The sequence below is a fragment of the Microbacterium cucumeris genome, assembly GCF_058349845.2.
The window spans coordinates 915,456-934,572 of record NZ_JBYRIZ020000001.1 but is presented as its reverse complement, the minus strand read 5'-3'; the positions used below and the strand labels follow the sequence as shown (position 1 = coordinate 934,572).

17 protein-coding genes are annotated in these 19,117 nt (G+C 70.1%); 11 read left to right on the top strand and 6 right to left on the bottom strand.

The features are described from left to right. Window positions 1-54 precede the first annotated feature (54 nt). The 3 genes from glf to AC3RXZ_RS04635 are packed head-to-tail and all read left to right on the top strand — an operon-like array spanning window position 55 to window position 2,733. Window positions 55-1,191 (top strand): UDP-galactopyranose mutase, encoded by a 1,137-nt coding sequence (gene glf / locus AC3RXZ_RS04645; RefSeq protein ID WP_243224856.1) that lies wholly within the window; start codon window positions 55-57, stop codon window positions 1,189-1,191. A gap of 10 nt (window positions 1,192-1,201) precedes the next feature. Then, window positions 1,202-1,996: an ABC transporter permease gene (locus AC3RXZ_RS04640; RefSeq protein WP_243224857.1), complete on the top strand. Its 795-nt coding sequence runs from the start codon at window positions 1,202-1,204 to the stop codon at window positions 1,994-1,996. Next, window positions 1,996-2,733 carry an ABC transporter ATP-binding protein gene (locus AC3RXZ_RS04635; protein WP_243224858.1) on the top strand — a complete coding sequence of 246 codons (738 nt, stop codon included), beginning with the start codon at window positions 1,996-1,998 and terminating at the stop codon, window positions 2,731-2,733. The genes AC3RXZ_RS04640 and AC3RXZ_RS04635 overlap by 1 nt, the downstream gene beginning before the upstream one ends. An 18-nt stretch (window positions 2,734-2,751) precedes the next feature. Here the strand turns inward: AC3RXZ_RS04635 and AC3RXZ_RS04630 are convergent, their stop codons facing one another. From AC3RXZ_RS04630 to AC3RXZ_RS04610, 5 genes are all read right to left on the bottom strand, one after another. Continuing rightward, entirely contained in the window at window positions 2,752-3,351 is a 600-nt protein-coding gene (locus AC3RXZ_RS04630; RefSeq protein WP_491493284.1) for a hypothetical protein, read from the bottom strand. Then, on the bottom strand, window positions 3,351-4,307 hold the full coding sequence (locus AC3RXZ_RS04625) for a glycosyltransferase (RefSeq protein ID WP_243224860.1): 957 nt from the start codon (window positions 4,305-4,307) through the stop codon (window positions 3,351-3,353). Before AC3RXZ_RS04625 ends, AC3RXZ_RS04630 begins: the two co-directional genes overlap by 1 nt. After that, window positions 4,304-6,214, bottom strand: coding sequence for a glycosyltransferase (locus AC3RXZ_RS04620; protein ID WP_243224861.1), 1,911 nt, complete (start codon window positions 6,212-6,214; stop codon window positions 4,304-4,306). Before AC3RXZ_RS04620 ends, AC3RXZ_RS04625 begins: the two co-directional genes overlap by 4 nt. A 130-nt stretch (window positions 6,215-6,344) precedes the next feature. Further along, a complete protein-coding gene (locus AC3RXZ_RS04615) occupies window positions 6,345-7,643 on the bottom strand; it encodes an O-antigen ligase family protein (RefSeq protein ID WP_491493283.1) in 1,299 nt (432 codons plus the stop codon). Next, a complete protein-coding gene (locus AC3RXZ_RS04610) occupies window positions 7,640-9,061 on the bottom strand; it encodes an O-antigen ligase family protein (protein ID WP_491493282.1) in 1,422 nt (473 codons plus the stop codon). The genes AC3RXZ_RS04615 and AC3RXZ_RS04610 overlap by 4 nt, the downstream gene beginning before the upstream one ends. 69 nt (window positions 9,062-9,130) lie before the next feature. Here AC3RXZ_RS04610 and manA point away from each other — a divergent pair, with 69 nt between their 5' ends. From manA to AC3RXZ_RS04590, 4 genes are all read left to right on the top strand, one after another. Further along, the gene (gene manA / locus AC3RXZ_RS04605; protein ID WP_243224864.1) at window positions 9,131-10,237 is read left to right on the top strand and encodes a mannose-6-phosphate isomerase, class I; all 1,107 of its coding nucleotides are present in this window, start codon (window positions 9,131-9,133) and stop codon (window positions 10,235-10,237) included. Window positions 10,238-10,412: 175 nt separating this feature from the next. Next, window positions 10,413-10,730, top strand: coding sequence for a WhiB family transcriptional regulator (locus AC3RXZ_RS04600; RefSeq protein ID WP_243224865.1), 318 nt, complete (start codon window positions 10,413-10,415; stop codon window positions 10,728-10,730). 70 nt (window positions 10,731-10,800) lie between these two features. After that, window positions 10,801-13,968 carry a glycosyltransferase gene (locus tag AC3RXZ_RS04595; protein WP_491493281.1) on the top strand — a complete coding sequence of 1,056 codons (3,168 nt, stop codon included), beginning with the start codon at window positions 10,801-10,803 and terminating at the stop codon, window positions 13,966-13,968. Beyond that, a complete protein-coding gene (locus AC3RXZ_RS04590) occupies window positions 13,965-15,338 on the top strand; it encodes a DUF5719 family protein (protein ID WP_491493280.1) in 1,374 nt (457 codons plus the stop codon). The genes AC3RXZ_RS04595 and AC3RXZ_RS04590 overlap by 4 nt, the downstream gene beginning before the upstream one ends. A 13-nt stretch (window positions 15,339-15,351) precedes the next feature. Here AC3RXZ_RS04590 and AC3RXZ_RS04585 read toward each other — a convergent pair whose 3' ends face one another. Next, window positions 15,352-15,777, bottom strand: coding sequence for a hypothetical protein (locus AC3RXZ_RS04585; protein WP_243224868.1), 426 nt, complete (start codon window positions 15,775-15,777; stop codon window positions 15,352-15,354). Between the two features lie 67 nt (window positions 15,778-15,844). Between AC3RXZ_RS04585 and AC3RXZ_RS04580 the strand changes: the two genes are divergently transcribed. From AC3RXZ_RS04580 to AC3RXZ_RS04565, 4 genes are all read left to right on the top strand, one after another. Further along, a complete protein-coding gene (locus AC3RXZ_RS04580) occupies window positions 15,845-16,051 on the top strand; it encodes a DUF3499 family protein (protein WP_243224869.1) in 207 nt (68 codons plus the stop codon). A gap of 154 nt (window positions 16,052-16,205) precedes the next feature. Continuing rightward, complete coding sequence (locus AC3RXZ_RS04575) at window positions 16,206-17,168, top strand: efflux RND transporter periplasmic adaptor subunit (protein ID WP_491493279.1); 963 nt, start codon at window positions 16,206-16,208, stop codon at window positions 17,166-17,168. After that, a complete protein-coding gene (locus AC3RXZ_RS04570; protein ID WP_243224871.1) occupies window positions 17,165-17,905 on the top strand; it encodes an ABC transporter ATP-binding protein in 741 nt (246 codons plus the stop codon). The genes AC3RXZ_RS04575 and AC3RXZ_RS04570 overlap by 4 nt, the downstream gene beginning before the upstream one ends. Next, complete coding sequence (locus AC3RXZ_RS04565; protein WP_491493278.1) at window positions 17,902-19,116, top strand: ABC transporter permease; 1,215 nt, start codon at window positions 17,902-17,904, stop codon at window positions 19,114-19,116. The genes AC3RXZ_RS04570 and AC3RXZ_RS04565 overlap by 4 nt, the downstream gene beginning before the upstream one ends. Window position 19,117: the final 1 nt, after the last annotated feature.

Here is a 19,117-nt window from a genome sequence, read left to right as displayed (position 1 = left end):
TGGCACAACCGCTCTCGCAGCGGGTTCCCTGGCGCTCGCCGATACGATGGAGTCATGGATCTCCTCGTCGTCGGGTCGGGTTTCTTCGGCCTCACCATTGCCGAGCGCGCTGCGAACGCGGGCCGCAGGGTCACCGTCATCGAACGCCGCCACCACATCGGAGGCAACGCCTACAGCGAAGCCGAGCCGTCCACCGGCATCGAGGTCCACCGCTACGGCGCGCACCTGTTCCACACCTCGAACGCGACGGTGTGGGAGTACGTGAACCGGTTCACGACCTTCACGAACTACGTGCACCGCGTGTACACGAACCACAAGAGCGTCGTCTATCCGATGCCGGTCAATCTGGGAACGATCAACCAGTTCTTCCAGGCCGCGTACTCGCCCGCCGAGGCGCGCGCACTCGTGAAGGAGCAGGCCGGCGAGTTCGACGTCGCCACCGCCGCGAACTTCGAGGAGAAGGGCATCGCGCTGGTCGGTCGCCCGCTGTTCGAGGCGTTCTTCCGCGACTACACGGCCAAGCAGTGGCAGACCGACCCCCACAAGCTCTCGGGCGACATCATCAGCCGCCTGCCCGTGCGTTACACGTACGACAACCGCTACTTCAACGACACGTGGGAGGGCCTGCCCACCGACGGCTACACGGCGTGGCTCGAGCGCATGGCGGACCACCCGAACATCGAGGTCAAGCTGGACGTGGACTTCTTCGACGAGGCGCAGCCGCTGAACAAGAAGGCGCTCGTCGGCCAGGTGCCCATCGTGTACACGGGCCCTGTGGACCGCTACTTCGACTACGCCGAGGGTGCGCTCAGCTGGCGCACGCTCGACTTCGAGCAGGAGGTCCTCGAGATCGGAGACTTCCAGGGGACCAGCGTCATGAACTACCCGGATGCCGACGTCCCGTACACGCGCATCCACGAGTTCAAGCACTTCCACCCGGAGCGCAAGGAGATCTTCGCGCAGGACCGCACCGTCATCATGCGCGAGTTCTCGCGCTTCGCCGAGCGCGCGGACGAGCCCTACTACCCGGTGAACACCGCCGACGATCGCGCTGGTCTGCTCGCGTACCGTGAGCTGGCGAAGGGCGAGAAGGACGTCCACTTCGGTGGACGCCTGGGCACGTATCAGTACCTCGACATGCACATGGCGATCGGCTCGGCGCTGTCCATGTGGAACAACTCCCTCTCGTAGACTCGATCCTGTGAGTCACGCTGCTGTCGGGGCGCCGGGGACGCCCCGGCGATACCTGCATTCGCTGTGGTTGCTGTCCGCGCGCGACCTGAAGGTGCGCTACTCGACGAGCTTCCTCGGGTACCTGTGGTCGGTACTGGACCCGCTCGTCATGAGCGTCATCTACTGGTTCGTCTTCACCCAGGTCTTCCACCGCTCCGCGGGACTGCAGCCGTACATCGTCTTTCTCATCAGCGCGCTGCTGCCGTGGGTCTGGTTCAACGCCGCGGTCGGAGACTTCACCCGCGCGTTCAAGAAGGATGCCCGTCTGGTGCGCTCCACGTCGATCCCGCGATCCATCTGGGTCAACCGGATCGTGCTCAGTAAGGGGATGGAGTACCTGTTCTCGCTTCCGGTTCTCGTCCTGTTCGCCGTCTTCACACCGGAGACGCAGTTCGGGTGGGGCATTCTCTGGATGCCGGTCGCCATCATCCTGCAGACGATTCTGCTCATCGGGCTGGGGCTGCTCGTCGCGCCGCTGTGCGTCCTCTACACCGACCTGGAACGCACGACCGCGTTGATCCTGCGCGCGCTGTTCTACGCCACGCCGATCATCTACACTCTCGGCGACCTTCCCGGTGTCTTCCAGACGCTGGGAGCCTTCAATCCGCTCGCGGGCATCTTCATGCTGTACAGGATGCCCTTCTTCCCCGACCAGTTCGACGGCACCACCGTACTCATCGCGGCCGTCATGAGCGTCGGCTTCCTCGTCCTCGGGCAGTGGGTCTTCCGCGTGCTCGAACGACCCGTGTTGAAGGAGCTGTGATGTCCGCGGCCATCGACGTGCAGGGACTCGGCGTGCGCTTCCGGCGCAACCGTCGCGGTCGCCGCAGCTTCAAGGACATCTTCGCAGGGGCCTCGCGCCGCTCGCGGCCGGGGGAGTTCTGGGCCTTGCGGGACGTGTCGTTCACCGTCCAACCGGGGGAGTCGATCGGCGTCGTCGGCCGGAACGGCCAGGGCAAGTCCACACTGCTGCGCCTCGTCGCGGGCGTGCTGCTTCCCGACGAGGGCACGGTCCGCGTCAACGGCGGCGTCGCGCCGCTCATCGAGCTGACCGGCGGCTTCGTCGGCGACCTGACGGTGCGCGAGAACGTGAAGCTCACCGCCGGCCTGCACGGGATGTCACGCGCCGAAGTCGCCCGCCGCTACGACGGCATCATCGCCTTCTCCGAGCTGGAAGGCTTCGAGGACACTCCGTACAAGCACCTCTCCAACGGCATGAAGGTGCGTCTCGCCTTCGCGGTCGTATCGCAGCTCGACGAGCCGATCCTGCTCGTCGACGAGGTGCTCGCCGTCGGTGACAAGGGCTTCCGCGACAAGTGCTACGCCCGCATCGACGAACTGCTCGCCGAAGGACGCACGCTGTTCTTCGTCAGCCACAACGAGCGCGACCTGCGACGGTTCTGCACACGCGGCCTCTACCTCAACCGAGGGTCGCTCGTCCTGGACGCTTCGATCGGCGAGGTCCTCGATCGCTACAACGCCGACCTCAAGACCGGCTGAGCCCGACCGCAACGACCGTCAGAGTTCGACGAGATCCCGCAGGTTCTGGAGAGCCGCAGTCGCGGCGTCCTCGGCGCCGCCGATGCCGCTGCCGCTGCGATAGGCGTCCTGCAGATCGCTCAACGCCGACAGGTACGAGGACACGCCGTCCGACCACTCCGCCGAGATGGAGCTCGGCGGAGGTGTGTCCGAGAGCCGTTCGGCGTCCTGGCGGATGGGCTCGATCACGCTCGCGGCATCCTCGCCGCTCGTCTCGGAGGCGATCTGAAGACCCGTGACCGCGTCATCGAGCCAGGGGCGCACCTGCCCGGCGAACGCATCGACGTCGGGATCCGGGACGGGCGGGGGAGTCTGCGGCGGCTCGGTCGGCTCGGAAGAGGTCGTGGGTGTCGGAGACGGGGTGGTGGTCGTCGTCGGCGCCGCGCTGGGCGTGCGCGTCGACGTCGGCGACGGCGTCGGACCCGCCGGGAAGGCGCCGGGCAGCACGAACATGAGGAAGACGACCACGATGGCCAGCGCGAGGGCGGCGAGCCCGGAGATCAGCCAGACCTTCCGCTTGTTCGCGGGCTTCGGTTCGCGAGGCGCCCAGCGGAGTTCGGGCTGCGGTTCGTCGGTCATCAGGCCTCCAGAGGCGGCATCGGCTTCCAGCTCCGATCGCGGCCGAGTCGGCCGCCGTCCCGGATGCCGCGGAAGAGGTTGCTCGTCCCGCGCACGGTGCGCTCGACGAACACGAGTCGGATCAGCTCCTTGAAGAAGGTCGCCGCGGTGCCGAGTCCGAAGAGCACGGGGTTGTAGACGCCGTGGACCCGGTAGTACTGCTTGATGAAGGCGCGATTGCGCATGATGTAGTACCGGTAGGCGTTGCTCGAAGCGTTCAGGTGCCGGACGCCCAGGTCCCACTGGCGGATCTCGCGCGTGCGACGCAGGACGAACTCGTTCACGATCACCGCGGTCGTCTTCCGCGACGCGAGCCAGCCGTAGGTCTGGTCGTCCCAGTAGATGAAGTACCGCGGGTCGGGAAGACCGACCTGCTGCACGATCGAGCGGTGGATGAACATGCCCTCGAAGCATCCGCTGTTCATCTCCCGGAAGCCGGAGGCGTCGAACCCGGCGGGGGCGAAGGGGATCGGGATGCCCATGCGCTCGGCGATCCGATACTGCCAGTAGAACTCGCTGCCGTCGTAGTCGTATCGCCGGCCCTGGATGCTCTTGAACCGCGGGGCCCACTTGCCCATCTTCGCCAGGCCGTCCTCGACGACCTCGACGTCGTCGTCCATCATCCAGATCCACTCGGAGCCGAGCTCGTACGCCGTGCGCATCCCCTCGCTGAAGCCACCGGAACCGCCGGTGTTCTCATCGAGGCGGCGGTAAACGATCTCGGTGCCGATCGTGTCGCGGAAGCTCGCCACGACCTCGGTCGTGTCGTCCGAAGAGGCGTTGTCGATGACCACCACGTGACCGGGCTTCGGGTCCATCGCCGAGATGCTCGTGAGAAGGCCGGACAGCAGGTGCGAGCGGTTGTACGTGACGATGACGATGGTCGCCGAGGCCGGATCGAACACGGCGGCGGTCATGCCTTCTCCTCGAAGATCTGCTGCCAGGAGGTGTCGGAGACCAGCTCGGGAAGCGCGGCCCGGTACTGCTGCTGCAGTTCGGGCCAGCGACGCTGCAGCTGCGCGTGCAGTCGGACGGTGTCGCGGAGCATGCGGCGGAAGCGGGCGCGGTCGCGCGTGTAGATGTTCTTCCCGGAGCCGTCGGCGGCGCTGACCAGCGCGCTGTCGAAGTGCGGCAGGCGCCACCAGTGGGCATCGCCTTTGCCGAACTCCACTTCGGGCTGCGAGACGTTCGCGGGGTCCGGGCGGTGCAGCCAGTGCGACAGCAGCGTCGAGATGGTGAACCACCGCAGCTTCAACCCGGTCGGGCTGTCGTACTCGTGCTGCTTCAGCTTCTTGTACACCTGGCGGCCGCGGCGCGAGTGCAGCACGGTCGACGGATCCTTGTGCACGATGGTCTCGGGGTACTCGGCAGCGAGTGCCCGCGCGGCGGGCATCGCCGTGGCGAGATTGCGGCGCATGTGCTCCGGGCCCGAAAGCACATCGCGCAGCGCCCTGGCGCGCAGCGCCACCGGGTAGTACTGCATCATCATGAGGTGCTTGAGGTCGACGCGGCGGCTGTGGCGGATGAGCCTTCCCCCGAACGGGACCTCGGAGTGCAGGAGTCCCGCCACGATCCGGTTGCGGGCGTGGAAGTACGCCTGCCAGTCGATCGAGTCGTCCTTGTTGACCCAGGAGACGTGCCAGAGCGCGACCCCCGGCATCGACACGGTCGGGAATCCGGCCTCGCCCGCGCGCAGACAGAACTCGGCGTCGTCCCATTTGATGAACGCCGGCAGCGCCAGGCCGACCTCGCGGATCGCGTCCAGCGGGATCAGGCACATCCACCAGCCGTTGTAGTCGGCGTCCATGCGCATGTGCAGCAGAGGCGTCTGACGGAGGTTCGCGGTGCCGAAGTCGTGCGGCATCTCCTCCTGATAAAGGTTGCGCCACATGAAAGGCACCTCGTCGACGACCTCGGCCCAGCCGTGGAGCTTCGGACGGTCGAGCAGGTCGAACATGTGCCCGCCCACGAGTACGGGGTTCGTCGCGTACTGCGCGAACATGATCGAACGGCGCAGGGACTCCGGCTCGATCCGGACGTCGTCGTCCAGCAGCTGGACGAAATCGCTCTCCGGGCGCTGCAGCGTCTCGTGCATGGCGCGCGCGAATCCGCCCGAGCCGCCCAGGTTCGGCTGGCGGATGACGTCCAGCGTGTCGCCCAGGCGCTCGGCCACCGCGTCGTAGCCGGCCTCGTCCGCCACGAGCTGCGTGCCCTGGTCGATGAGGAAGATCCGGTCCACGAGCTCGAGCACCTCCGGTGCATCGGCGAGGGCCGTGAGCGTCGAGACGCAGTAGTCCGGCTTGTTGTACGTCGTGATGCCGATCGAGGCCTTGCCCGTTCGGGAGGGCTCCTGCTCGGTCGTCCACTGCGCTCCCTCGAGCACGGCGTTCTTCTCGTCGGCGACGACGTCGAACCAGATCCATCCACCGTCGCTGAATTGCGTCAGGGAGAGGTCGAAGTCGCTGGTGGCCTTCCCGGTGACCTCCTGGGTCGCGATGCGCTGACGGATCCCCGCCCCGTTGGAGCGGTAGACGAGGATCGTCGCGCGACCGTCCGTGTGCACCGTGAGCCGGATGTCGCGGACGCTCGTCCAGTGCTGCCAGTAGGACGCCGGGAACGCGTTGAAGTAGGTGCCGAGCGAGACGCGACGTCCGGCGACGATCCGGGCGCTGTTGCGCCCGAGGATGTTCCCCAGGTGCGCACGCGAGGACACGCGCACGGGCTCGTCGTCGATGGTGGACCAGGTCTCCGGGTCGGCGTACAGCGGCAACAGGTCGGGGTCGCGATCGAGGGGGAAGACGACGTTCTGCAGGACGTGGGGCACAGGCGATCTCTCTCCGAGGTGGTGCGACGCACGCGGACAGGGGAATGCCCGGCGAGCGGTTCAGCGAGCAGGGACAGCCTACCTTCCCTGACCAGGGATTCCCCGAGACCGCCGCGGTGCGCCCGAGGGATCAGCCCTGTCCGGGGAGCGTCGGGATCACTCCGGTCTGCGCTGCGTCGATGTTCTCGCGCCAGGATCGCGACTGCCCGGCGCGCAGCGCGCACAGCACGAGCATGAACCAGCCGAGGTTCGCGAGCGTGAAGCTCTCGAACATCGAGTCGATCGCGAGCGTGACCAGGATCAGCGGCGTCCATGCGTACACGACCGAGCGGCGGGAGCTGGCCACCAGCCACGAGCGCACGAGGGCGATCCCACCCAGGAGCAGGAAGAGCACGAGGCCGGCCGCGCCGAGTTGCAGCAGCACGTCGAAGTAGGCGTTCAGTGCCGTCGCGTGCTGCTGGTCGAGCAGGTAGTTCAGGTAGTTGAACGGGTATTCACCGCGATGCCACGGGCCGAACCACCCCCAGCCCTGCAGCGGTTTGATCGCCACGAAGTCGAGGATCCGGTTCCAGAGATCCGCCCGCATCGTGAAATCGGATCCGGCCCCCAGCCACGCGATGATCGGATGCCGAAGCACGAAGGCGAGCGCGAGAGCGACGGTGACGAGTCCGGCGAGCACCCACTGCACCATGGCTCGCCGGGCCGGCGCGGTGTGACGGACGATGGTGAGCGCTCCGGTCGCCACACCCACGCCGACCGCGAGGACGAGCACCGTGGGGGAGGCGGAGAGCAGCGCGAGGAACGCCGCGAGGGCGATCGAGGGCACGGCGATCGGCGACGTCACCGACTGCGTGCGCCATTCGATCACGAACGTGATGAGCGCCATCACGGCGACGAAGCCGAGCATGTTGCGGGTGCCGAAGATGCCCTGGATCGGCCCCCCCGCGGCCAGGGCGCCCTCGATGCCGAGGAAGGTGAACGGAAGGTCCAGGAGCACCCCGGAGAGGATCTCCATCCCGAGCGAGACCGCCAGGAGTACGCGCAGCGTGTCCCCGATCGCGCGGACGGTCTGCAGGGTGTCCCGGATGTGCCCGATCGTGATGGCGAGGACGGCGTATCCGAGGAGCGAGAGCCACGCGAACACCGTGTCGGAGCGGTCGGTGCTCCAGATGACGCTCACGAGCGCGAGCGCGAGGAAGGCGATCAGCGAGGAGGGTGCCAGTCGCAGCAGCGACAGCTCCTCGCGGCGCACGACGAGGATGGCGATCCCCACCGTGCACAGCGCGAAGACGATCGTCGCGAGGGTGACCGTCGAGGTCATCCGCTCGATCGCGAAGGACGCGAACACCGCCACCAGCGCCGCCAGGGTGAACGCCCTGGCCATCTCGACCGAACCGAGCAGGCGCGCGAGCCCGCGGCGTGCGCTCATGGCACCCGCCGAGACCGACGACCGTGCTCGGTGACCCGTGCCTGTTCGCTGAGGCCCACACCGACCAGCGGCACCGACTTGATCTTGAACGACAGCAGCACCAGCAGCAGCCACCCCCACAGCATGATCGGCGTGGACTCGCTCAGCCCCTGCACGAGGAGCACGGTCGTGAACAGGGCCGGCAGCAGCGTCAGTGGGGAGTACGGTCGGTCGGCCCGCAGATCCCAGCGCGGCCGGTCCACGGCGAAGAACCACGCCCGCCACAGCAGGGCCCCGTACGCGACCGCCATGAGGACCGCACCGACGATGCCGAGCTGGAACAGCACGTCGATCCACATGTTGTGCGCGTGGAACACCGTGATGCCGTGATCGGTGATCCAGCCGTCGAACGCCGGATCGGTCGGGATCCAGGGACTCGAGAATCCGAGACCGATCACCGGACTCGTCGCCGCCCGTTCCAGCACGGCGGCCCAGATCAGGTCGCTGCGGCCGGTGAGGTCGGCCGTGCGTCCGAGCGCCGCCAGGATCGGACGGTGCAGCAGTGCGGCCCCGAGGACGAGGACGGCGAGGATGCCGAGGCACCAGGCGTAGACCTTCGCCCGAGCGCGCGAGGTGCTCGTGCGGCGGATCAGCAGCGCGATCGTGAGCACCGCCGCAGCGGCGAACGCGCAGATCCACGCGGTCGCCGAGGAGGCGCGCACGAAGAAGAACGCGGCCAGAAGCATCCACAGCGCCAGCGTCGTGCGCCAGCGGGCGCCGAGCGCGAAGCGCACGCCGAACGTGATGAGCGCGAACAGGCAGATGAAGGCCAGCAGGTTCGCGTTGCCGACGATGCCCTGCAGCCGCCCGCCGTCGAACAGGTTGTCCCGCACCCAGTACCACTGCGGATCGATCGAGCCGTCCGGGAGGGTCACGAAGTTGGGCAGTATCGGTCCGTGCACGATCAGCGACGCCCACAGCTCGATGGCCAGTGACAGGGCGAGGATCCACTTGAACGCGGAGGCGAGCGCGCGACCGATCTCCTGCCAGCTCAGCGCATGGGCGATGAACAGGGCGTTCACGGTGACCGCCGCCAGCAGCACCCACGTGGCCAGGGTCGGCACCCGCCACCCCGACCAGACGACCGACAGCAGGGCGAACGCGGTGTAGCCCAGAGCAGCCCAGGGCAGGCGGCGCCAGGCGAAGGGGGCGGGCCGGGAACGCGCGAGCATCGGGATCCCGATGCCGAGCGTCGCGAGGGTCAGCACCGCGATCACGACGGCGGCGCCGAGCTGTCCCAGCAGGTTGTAGACGGCGGAATGCGCGAACGTGGCGATCAGCACCAGCACGATGTAGCCGCGCAGCAGCAGATGCCCCGTCGACTCGCGCTCCGGCGCGGCGGGCGGGGCCGTCACGGGATGCTTCGTGTACTGCGCCATCGTGACTCAGGCTACCGCGCACGATCCGGCCTCCGCTGTGACGGGCGGGCATGGCTCTACGCTGGGGGCATGCTGCTGAGTCTCTCGAATGCACCGCGCGACTACGCATGGGGATCGACCACTCTCCTCGCCGACCTGGAGGGGCGTCCGGCTTCGGCCGCGCCGGAGGCCGAGGTGTGGTTCGGAGATCACGCGTCGGACCCTGCGGAGCTGGACGACGGCCGGACGCTGGATGCCGTCACCGGTGGGTCCCTGCCGTACCTGCTGAAGCTCCTCGCCGCCGCCGATCCGCTGTCGATCCAGGTGCACCCGACGATCGCGCAGGCCCGGGACGGCCGCAGGCGCGAGGCATCGCTCGCGGCCGACGACCCGCACCGCAACTACCGCGACGACAACCACAAGCCCGAGCTGATCGTCGCCCTCAGCGAGCGCTTCGAGGCGTTGGGAGGACTCCGGCCCGTGGATGCCACGCTCCGGCTGGTGGAGGCGCTCGGCGACGGCCGCGGTCCGGCGGAGCTGCGTGCGCACCTGACGGGCGCCGACGGGCTGCGCGGCGCGATCGCCTGGCTGCTGTCCGGTCGGGCTCAGGACGCGGTCGACGACGTCATCGGCGCGCTCGAGACGGCGTCCTCTGCGGAGTTCGAGGACACGATCCACGCGATCCGCACGGTCGCGGAGCGCAACCCGGGGGATCCGGGCGTCGTCGTGGCGCTGCTCATGAACCACATCGTGCTGCGTCGGGGCGAGGGCATCTTCCTGCGCGCCGGGCTTCTGCACGCCTATCTGTCGGGGCTCGGCGTCGAGATCATGGCCGCGAGCGACAACGTGCTGCGCGGCGGGCTCACCCCCAAGCACATCGACGTGCCTGAGCTGCTGAGCGTCCTGGACGCCACGCCGGGTAACGTGCCCGTGCTGCGCCCCGCAGACGGGGCCGTGACGGAGTACCCGGTCGAGGTCGACGACTTCGCCCTGCGCCGGGTCACGCTCGACGGCGCCCCGGTCGCCGTCGATGTGACCCCTCCGGCGATGGTGCTGGCGACCGCCGGCTCGGTCACCGTGGCCGGAGCGGATGCCGTGGCGCACGCGGTCGCGGTCGGCTCGGCGCTGTTCTCGGCCGACGAGGCCGTGCTCACGCTCGCGGGGACCGGCGAGGCGTTCATCGCTCAGCCGGGCTGAGCCCGCCCGATCCGCCTCTCCGACACGCCCGGCGCGACACGCCGACGAGGCTCCAAGAACCTTCAAGAGTCGCTTGAGGGTTTATTCTCCGCGACTTGACCGCGGCGAATGACACGGGTGTAATTAGTGGAGCACGGCCCGGTGGGGGGCAACAGACAGGGCAAGGGAGAGCGACATGACGGGTTACCGTTCCGACGTTCCCGACAACTGGTACGTCGATCCAGTGAACCTCGGGGTCCCCGGGGTCCGTCGAGTCGATACCGACGAGGACAACGCGCTCGCCTGGCAGACCGACGCGCTGTGCGCACAGACGGATCCGGAGGCCTTCTTCCCCGAGAAGGGCGGCTCGACCCGCGACGCCAAGCGCATCTGCGCCTCCTGCGACGTCCGCGGCGAATGCCTGGAGTACGCGCTCGGCAACGACGAGCGCTTCGGGATCTGGGGCGGACTGTCCGAACGCGAGCGTCGCAAGCTCAAGCGCCGCGCCAGCTGACCCACGGCTTCGCAGGCGCGCCGGGCGCTTGAGCGCAGCCGCGCCGATCCGCGCCTAGGCTGGCCACGCCATGCCAGCCCGACTTCACGCCGTCATCGTCGCGCGCTCCGGCGCGACCGCCCGCGCGCAGCTGCTTCGCACCCTCGAGGCACTCCAGGCGCAGACCCGTCGACCCGATGCCGTCACCCTCGTGGTGTGCGGCGACGTCACGACCGCCCGCGAGAGCCCGGCTGTCGCCGCGATCGCCGAGGGGATCATCGAAGCGCGCCACACGACCTCCTTCGCAGACGCCGTCGCGCTCGGCTCCGCGCGGGTGCCCGACGGCAGCGCCGTGTGGCTGCTCACGCACGACAGCGCCCCGGATCCGTCGGCGCTCGCGCAGCTCGCGGGAGCCCTCGAACGGTCGCCGTCCGCGGCGATCGCAGCGCCCAAGCTCGTCCGCCAGGGAACCGAGGGCGAGATCGTCTCGTTCGGCGTCACGATGACCACACTCGGGCGCTCCGTGGAGCTCGCCGCCGGGGAGCTCGACCAGGGGCAGCACGACGGCGCCGACGAGGCGCTCGGGTCCGACATCCGCGGCATCCTGCTGCGCGCCGAGGTGCGGCCACACCTGAAGATCGACGAGGCGCTCGGCGGCGCCGACGAGGGACTCGACCTCGGCGTCCGTGCCCGGCTCGGCGGAGGCCGCGTCGTTCTCGCGCCGGCCGCGCGCCTCCGCGTCGAACCGGACGGACCGGCGGCTCTGCCGCAGCGGCCGTCCGCGCGCGCCTACGTCACGCGCCTCGCGCAGCTGCACCGCCGGCTCGTCTACGCGCCCGCGGTCGTGGTCGCACTGCACTGGCTGAGCTTCCTGCCCCTCGCGCTGTGGCGGACGATCGTCCACCTCATCGAGAAGCGTCCAGCGGCCGTGCTGCCGGAATGGGGAGCGGCGGCGACCGCGATGGTCCGCTTCGGCGCCGTCGCCCGCGCGCGCGGCCGCATCCGTGCCTTCCGCTCGGCGGGATGGTCGAGCATCGCGCCGCTGCGCGTCACCGGCGCCCAGTTGCGTCGCCGCCTCGACGACGGTCACGGCAGCGAACGCGGCGCGGTCAGCGAACTCCGCTTCTTCTCCGGAGGCGGGGCATGGGCCGTCCTCGCGGCCGGGCTCGTGAGCGTCGTGGCGTTCACGTCCCTGCTGGCCTGGCGCGACATGGCGGGCGGCGGTCTGCTGCCGATGCGCGACACGCTCGCGGGCCTCTGGCAGGACGCGACCTGGGGAGCGCGCGGTCTCGGCGTCGACGTCACGGGACCCGCCGATCCCTTCGCGGCCGTGCTGGCGGTGCTCGGATCGCTCTGGCCGGCCGGCCCCTCGTTCTCGCTGGTGCTGCTCTGGTTGCTGGCGCTGCCTCTCACGGTCCTGGGCGGCTGGTTCGCCGCGACCCGTGTGACGGACAGGCCGGGGCTGCGCATCTTCGTCGGAGTCGTGTGGGCTCTGGCGCCGACTTTCCTCACCGCCCTCATCGACGGGCGACCCGCCGCGGTGATCGTGCACCTGTTGCTGCCGTGGCTGTTCCACGCCGCGGCCGTCGCGCATCGCTCCTGGGGCGCGGCCGGCGCGGCATCCGTCCTGCTGGTCGGCGTGGTCGCCTCCGCACCCGCGCTTGCCCCGGCTCTGCTCATCGTGTGGGTCATCGCCCTCGTCATCGTCCTGGTTCAGCGGAAGCTGCGCGGCGCCGTACGGCTGATCTGGGTGCTGATCCCGACCATCGTCATGTTCCTGCCGCTCGCTGTGCGGCGGCTCGGGCGAGGCGAGTTCCTCACGATCCTCGCCGACCCGGGCTACATCTGGCAGGGATCTCAGGCGACCGCGGACGCCGCCGGACGGCTCCTGCTCGCGACCGGATTCCCCACCGCCGATCTCGCGTCCTGGACCGACGTGCTCGATCCCGCCGTCGCCGCCTGGGTTCCGCTGCTGCTCGCACCGCTGGCGCTGCTGGCTCTCGTGTCTCCGCTGGCACCGCGTCGTCGCGCCGGATTCGTGCTCCTCGTCATCGCGCTGTCGGGCCTCGCCACCGCCATGCTCGCCGTCGGGATCGCGGTCAGCTTCTCCCAGGGGACCCCGGTGCCGATCTGGCCGGGCTCGGCGCTCAGTCTCGCGTGGGTCGGCGTCGTCGGCGCCGCTGCCGTCGCTCTGGACACGCTGATCGCCCTTCCCCGCCTGCGCACCGTCGCGGCCGTCGCCGCCGGCGTCGCGCTCGCGATCTGCGCCGTCCCGGCGCTCACCGCTCTGCACACCGGGCGCAGCGCCGTCGTCGAAGGGTCGGGGAGCACGCTGCCCGCGCTGATCGCCGCGAACGCGCGAGGGGACCAGCAGCTCGGGACACTGGTGATCACGCCGCTCGGAGAGGACAGCATCGCCACGCGTGTCGTCTGGGGATCCAGCGACACGCTCGGAGCGCAGACCACCATGCTCAGCACGGCCACCACGGTGCAGGGGACGGACGTCAGCGCGCTCGCCGTGGACCTCGTCTCGTCGCGCGACTTCGAGGCGGCGGCCGAGCTCGCCGAACTCGGGATCGACTTCGTGCTGCTCGACGAGCTGCCGTCGGCTTCGGACGACGGTGCGCAAGGATTCCGCCTGGACGCCGTGATCGCGCTGGATCAGCGCACCGGCTTCGTGCGCGCCGGAGATGTGACCGGCATCGGCACGCTGTGGCGGCTCGAGGACTCCGGCGATGCCCCCGCCAGAGCGGAGTTGAGCGACACCGAGCACGGCATCGCGCGGTCGGTCACGACGCTCCAGCTCGTCGTCGTGTTCGCCGCCCTCCTGCTGGCTGTCCCGACGCGAGCGTCGCGCCGGGCGGCGAAGGCGATCTCCCGCGTCGTCGGCAAGGTGCCCGAGGAACCGCCGACGCCCATCCGGCGCCATGGCGGCGATGACGCCCGCGTTGCGGAGCACGCGCACTCGGCGGTGGTGGAGCATCCGCCGACCGAGGCCGAGAACGCGGATGCCGATCCGGGTGAGGATTCCGGGGCGTCCGTGTCCGCGACGACCGACGGCTCCGACCCCTCCGATGCCGATCCGGTGCGGGATGCTGCGGCATCGGCGCCCGCCGCAGACACCGAGGACGGTGCCGGAACCGTGGTCGAAGGGTCGGACGACGCGGTCTCCTCGAACGACGACGCAGTCCGAGAGGGCCGCGCGGCGGAACCGGGGGAGAGGCCCGAGAACCCCGAGAAGCACGAGGAGGACCGATGAAGACGGACAAGCGCGCGGTCACCGTCGTCGCGACCGGGGCACGGCTCCTCGTCGGCGCCGTGGTCGCCGTGGGATGCGTCGCCGCGACGATGGCGGCGACCGTGGCTCCGTGGCCGGTTCTTGCACACACCCCGGCCTCGACCCAGGTCAGCACGGTGCCGGGCGACCCGGTGCTGGTGTGCTCCGGGCCGTTCCGCGCGCTCGGCCGCGATGCGCAGAGCGCGCAGCAGATGGAATCCGCAGGCGAGGGCCGGGTGACGGTCGACGGCGACCCCGTGTCTCCTGAGCGCACCGCCATCGCCACGCCTGAAGTGTCCGGCGACGGAGCCGCGGTCTTCACCGGCGCCGTCGAGGGGCGCGCGAGCGCGGCCATCGCGGCATCCGAATCCCTGCAGCTGCAGGAGGAGGACCTGTCCGGTCTCGCGGCCTCGGCCTGCGCCCCCACGAGCACCCAGTCCTGGATCGTCGGAGGCTCGGTCGACACGGGCGCCAATGACGTCCTCGTGCTCTCCAATCCCGGCGCCGTGCCCGCGACGGTCACGCTCACCGTCTACGGCGGGGCCGTGAACCCGACGACGACGGTGGTCCCGGCCCAGACCCAGGTCGCGCTGCCGTTCGCGTCGATCGCCGCCGGTGCCGAGGACCCCGTCGTGCGCGTCACGGCCGAGGGAGCGCCCGTCCGCGCCGTGCTGCAGTCCGCGCTGACCCGCATCCTGGACCCCGCGGGCGCTGACCTGCAGGGATCGGCCGGTGAGGCGTCTCGGACGCTGAGGTTCGCCGGGGTGCAGGTCGTGGCGCCGAGCGAGGGCACAGCCACTGACGCCATCCGCCTGCTGTCCGCGGACTCCGACACCGAAGCTCGCGTGGTCGTGCGCGACGACGAGGGTGATGTCGCCGCGGAGTTCTCGGTCCCGCTCACGGCGGGGACGCCCCTCGACGTCGCGCTCGCCGACCTCGAGATCGGCACCTACAGCGTCGAGGTCACCGCCGAGGCGGATGTCATCGGCGCCATCTGGCAGAGCGAGGGCGCCGCCGCCGGAACCGACTTCGCCTGGATGACACCGGCGACACCCCTCACCGGGGAGAACCTGTTCGCGGTTCCGTCCGGGCCGGCGCCGAAGCTGCACCTGGTCAACAACACCGATCAGGACGTCAGCGTGACGCTGGCCGCGCCGGGCGGCGGCGAACGCGAGGTCATCGTGCCGGCCGGGGCCGCGGAGCTCGTGACGGTGCGCGCGTCGACCGTCTACACCCTGACCACGGACGGCGAGGTCGCCGCCGCCGTGACGATGGCCGGCGAAGGGCGCCTCGCGGGATGGCCGATCTTCCCGAGCCGCACCGATCAGAGCGAGATCACGGTCTACCCCTGAGGGCGGTCCTGGCTCAGCCCTCGGGGCCCAGCTCCCACGGATCACGGCCGACGAACTCAGCGGCAGCGCGGAACACGGCGCTCTCGACCGAGATGCGCCGGTGCGCGGCGTCGTCGTGACCGGGCGGGAGGAATCGTTCGATCGGTACGCGGTACAGCACGATGCGCCGGGCGTTCCGGTCGATCGCCCAGCGCGGGACGAGACCGGATCCGTCGTCCCCGATCGGCATCGCGCCGATCTCGAACCGCACGTCCTCGAGCTCCGGCCAGGTGCCGCGCAGGAACTCGACGGCGGTGCCGACCGAGAGGTCGAATCGGTCGATCCGGCCCTCCAGAGGGGGAAGCGGCGGACGGACGACCTCGCTGCGCCCGAGCCGTCCGTGCCGTCCGTGCCTGCTTCCCCTGCGGGGAGCGGTGCGAGCGGGGCGGCGACGAGGCATGACCAAAGTCTAGGCCGCCGGGCGCGGCATCCGCTCGGGGCCGGGGGAGCGGTCTAGCCTGGAGCGGATGGACGAGAGACTCTGCTCGAAGGTGGGCTGCGCTCGCGAAGCGGTCGCCACGCTGACCTACGACTACGGCGACCAGATGGCCGCGCTCGGCCCGCTCGGCGGGTCCCGGCATCCGAATGCGCACGACCTGTGCGCCCAGCACGCGGATCGCCTGTCGGTCCCGGCCGGCTGGATCGTCGTGCGGCACGAAGCGTTGCGCGCCTGAGACCGATACCGCGGGCGACGCGCCGCCGAGTGGAGCGTGGTGCCGAGGTCGCGGGCGACGCGCCGCCGAGTGGAGCTTGGTGCCGAGGTCGCGGGCGACGCGCCGCCGAGTAAATGAGTACCCGGTAAACAGTTCCCGGCTATCCTGACCCGGAGTGCGTCAGAGCGTCGCACCCGGAAAGGCAGCAGCCGTGGTCGTCTGGCGTCGTTGGGTTCTCCCCATCCTCCTGCTCATCGTGTTCGGCGCCTGTGCGGCCGCCCTCGTCAAGCTGGCGTTCTTCCCCGACAGCAGCCAGGCGGTCGTCGCTCCCGAGGCCGCAGTCACCGATCCGATCGTGTCCGTCGAGCGGGCGTCGGTGGTCAACGAGCTCACGCTGAGCGGCACCATCGCCCGTGACGAACCGGTGGTGCTGCGCAGCGACGTCAACGGCACGGTCACCGAAGTCCACGTGCGCGACGGCGCGACCGTCCAGGCCGGCCAGAAGCTCTTCACCGTCAAGCAGGAGGACCCGCGCCGGAACGTCGACATCGTCGCCCCCGAGGCGGGCGAGATCTCCGAGATCGCGCTCGTCAAGGGCCAGATGACGGCGGTCGGTGAGCAGATCGCCACGCTCAAGCCTGCGCGCTATCACGTGCTCGCCACCGTCGAACCCGTGCAGCTCTACCGTCTGGTGGGCGCGCCGAGCGAAGCGACCGTGACGATCACCGGCGGACCCGCGCCGTTCTCCTGCACGGGCGTGCGCGTCGAGGTGTCCGACGAGGGAACGGCCAGCGTGCGGTGCGCCGTCCCCTCGGACCAGACGGTGTTCGCCGGGCTTCCGGCACAGCTGGATCTCGCGCTCGGACAGGTGGACGACGCACTCGTCATCCCCGTCACCGCCGTGCAGGGCGGCTCGGGCTCGGGCGTCGTGTGGGTCGATGCCGGCGACGGCGGGGAACCCGAGGAGCGCCCCGTGACCCTCGGCGTCAACGACGGCACCATGGTCGAGGTCACCGAGGGACTCGCCGAGGGCGACAGCATCCGGCAGTTCGTGCCCGGATTCGCCGCCCCGGTCGAGGAGGTCTGCTACGAGATCGAGCCGGGTGTCGAGCAGTGCGACAGCGGGATGAGCTGGTGAGCCTCGTCACGCTCGAGGACGTCACCAAGAGCGTCACGCTCGCCGACGACTCCCGCCTGGAGATCCTGCGCGGCATCAGCCTGGACGTCGCGGCGGGCGACCACGTGTCGATCGTCGGTCGGAGCGGATCCGGCAAGTCGACCCTCCTGAACATCCTCGGGATGCTCGACGCCCCGACGACCGGATCCGTGGCGTTCGAGGGCACCCCGGTCCGGCGGATGCGCACCGGAAGGCTCGATCGTCTGCGCGGCGCGAACGTCGGGTTCGTCTTCCAGCAGTTCAACCTGCTCGCCGGCCGCACTGCGCTCGAGAACGTCATGATGCCCCTGGGCCACGCGTCCGGCCGGCTGTTCTGGCGTCGCCGCGACATCGCCACCGACATGCTCGAGCGCGTCGGCCTCGGGCACCGGATCGACCAGATCGCGGACCGGCTCTCGGGTGGCGAGCAGCAGCGCGTCGCCATCGCACGCGCCCTCGTGCGCCGTCCCGTGCTGATCCTCGCGGACGAGCCGACCGGCGCCCTCGACATCGACACGGGCGCGTCGGTCATGGCGCTGCTGGACGAGGTCGCCACCGAGACGGATGCGGCGCTGGTGACGATCACGCATGACCTGCACGTGGCCGCGCGGGCTCGGCGGCATTATCGCCTGGACGCGGGCCTGCTCGCACCCGCAGACCTCACGCGCGCCTTCGAGGCGTCCACCCTCGCCGAATCGGTGCCCGGAGCGGGCGCATGACCGCCCTGTTCGGCGCGCTCTCCGACGCGTGGGCGGAGATCCGCGTCCACAAGCTGCGCGTGCTCCTGAGCCTGATCGGGATCGCGGTCTCGGTCGCGGCGCTGACCGCTGTCGTCGCGTTCAGCGAGTTCCAGCAGCAGTATCAGGCCGAACAGTCCGACCGGTGGGGCGGTCGCGTCGCGACCATCGCCGTGTCGCCGTACAGCGAGGACGGCGGCGCGGTCGACGTCGACGCCTTCGACGCCCACTTCCAGCAGGTCGGGGAACGCTTCGGATTCTCGCACTCCGCGCGCAACGTGCAGGGGATGACCCTGCCTGTGCAGCTCCCCGACGGCGTGACCGAGATCCCCGCGCGCCTGGTCGACCCCGCGTTCGCGCAGATCCATCGCGAGAGCCTGCTCGAGGGACGCTGGCTGCGCGACTCCGACGTCGAGGCGCTCGCGCCCGCCGTGGTGATCAGCGAACCGCTGTGGGATCGACTCGGCCGGGTGCCGCTCTCGCAGCACCCGCTGCTGACGGTGTCCGGGCCGGCGGCCGGCACCTACCAGATCGTCGGCGTCACGCCGAAGCAGGGCGTCTGGGACGAGGAGCCGCGCGTGGATCTGCTCTACGACGCCTACCGCGCCAGGGTCGACAGCCTGCCCGAGGGCCTCGCACCGACCTACGAGGTGTGGGTCGGAGAGGAGCAGGCCGCCGAGATCGGCCCCGTGCTGGCGATGGATCTGCGCGCCGGACTCGCCGACGGGCAGGACCTGTCCGTCACGAGGACCGACTGGGCCTCCGTGTCCGGGGCTCAGGACGCGATGCGCACCTTCGAGCTCATCACCGGGGGCATCGCGGTGCTCATCCTTGCCCTCGGCGCGCTGAGCCTGATCAACATCCAGCTCGTCGCGATGCGCCAGCGCGTGCGGGAGATCGGCGTGCGCCGCGCCTTCGGAGCCACGGGCGCTCGCGTGTTCACCACGGTGCTGCTGGAGAGCCTGGTCGCCACGACGGTCGCCGGCATCATCGGCATCGCCGTCGTCGTCGCCCTGCTCCGATCGGAGTGGATCGTGACGAGCATGTTCCAGGGCATCCAGGACATCCCGCCGTTCCCGATGAGAGCGGCGCTGACCGGTCTGGTCGCCTCGGTCGTGGTCGGCGCCGTGGCCGGGTTCATCCCGGCGCTCGTAGCTCTGCGCGTCAAGGTGATCGACGCCATCCGCTTCTGAG

Excerpts from the sequence above, each read along its gene's own strand:
- glf (WP_243224856.1), top strand. The coding sequence starts at position 55 with ATGGATCTCCTCGTCGTCGGGTCGGGTTTCTTCGGCCTCACCATTGCC.
- AC3RXZ_RS04635 (WP_243224858.1), top strand. The coding sequence starts at position 1,996 with ATGTCCGCGGCCATCGACGTGCAGGGACTCGGCGTGCGCTTCCGGCGC.
- AC3RXZ_RS04630 (WP_491493284.1), bottom strand. The coding sequence starts at position 3,351 with ATGACCGACGAACCGCAGCCCGAACTCCGCTGGGCGCCTCGCGAACCG.
- AC3RXZ_RS04625 (WP_243224860.1), bottom strand. The coding sequence starts at position 4,307 with ATGACCGCCGCCGTGTTCGATCCGGCCTCGGCGACCATCGTCATCGTC.
- AC3RXZ_RS04615 (WP_491493283.1), bottom strand. The coding sequence starts at position 7,643 with ATGAGCGCACGCCGCGGGCTCGCGCGCCTGCTCGGTTCGGTCGAGATG.
- AC3RXZ_RS04610 (WP_491493282.1), bottom strand. The coding sequence starts at position 9,061 with ATGGCGCAGTACACGAAGCATCCCGTGACGGCCCCGCCCGCCGCGCCG.
- manA (WP_243224864.1), top strand. The coding sequence starts at position 9,131 with ATGCTGCTGAGTCTCTCGAATGCACCGCGCGACTACGCATGGGGATCG.
- AC3RXZ_RS04600 (WP_243224865.1), top strand. The coding sequence starts at position 10,413 with ATGACGGGTTACCGTTCCGACGTTCCCGACAACTGGTACGTCGATCCA.
- AC3RXZ_RS04595 (WP_491493281.1), top strand. The coding sequence starts at position 10,801 with ATGCCAGCCCGACTTCACGCCGTCATCGTCGCGCGCTCCGGCGCGACC.
- AC3RXZ_RS04590 (WP_491493280.1), top strand. The coding sequence starts at position 13,965 with ATGAAGACGGACAAGCGCGCGGTCACCGTCGTCGCGACCGGGGCACGG.
- AC3RXZ_RS04585 (WP_243224868.1), bottom strand. The coding sequence starts at position 15,777 with ATGCCTCGTCGCCGCCCCGCTCGCACCGCTCCCCGCAGGGGAAGCAGG.
- AC3RXZ_RS04580 (WP_243224869.1), top strand. The coding sequence starts at position 15,845 with ATGGACGAGAGACTCTGCTCGAAGGTGGGCTGCGCTCGCGAAGCGGTC.
- AC3RXZ_RS04565 (WP_491493278.1), top strand. The coding sequence starts at position 17,902 with ATGACCGCCCTGTTCGGCGCGCTCTCCGACGCGTGGGCGGAGATCCGC.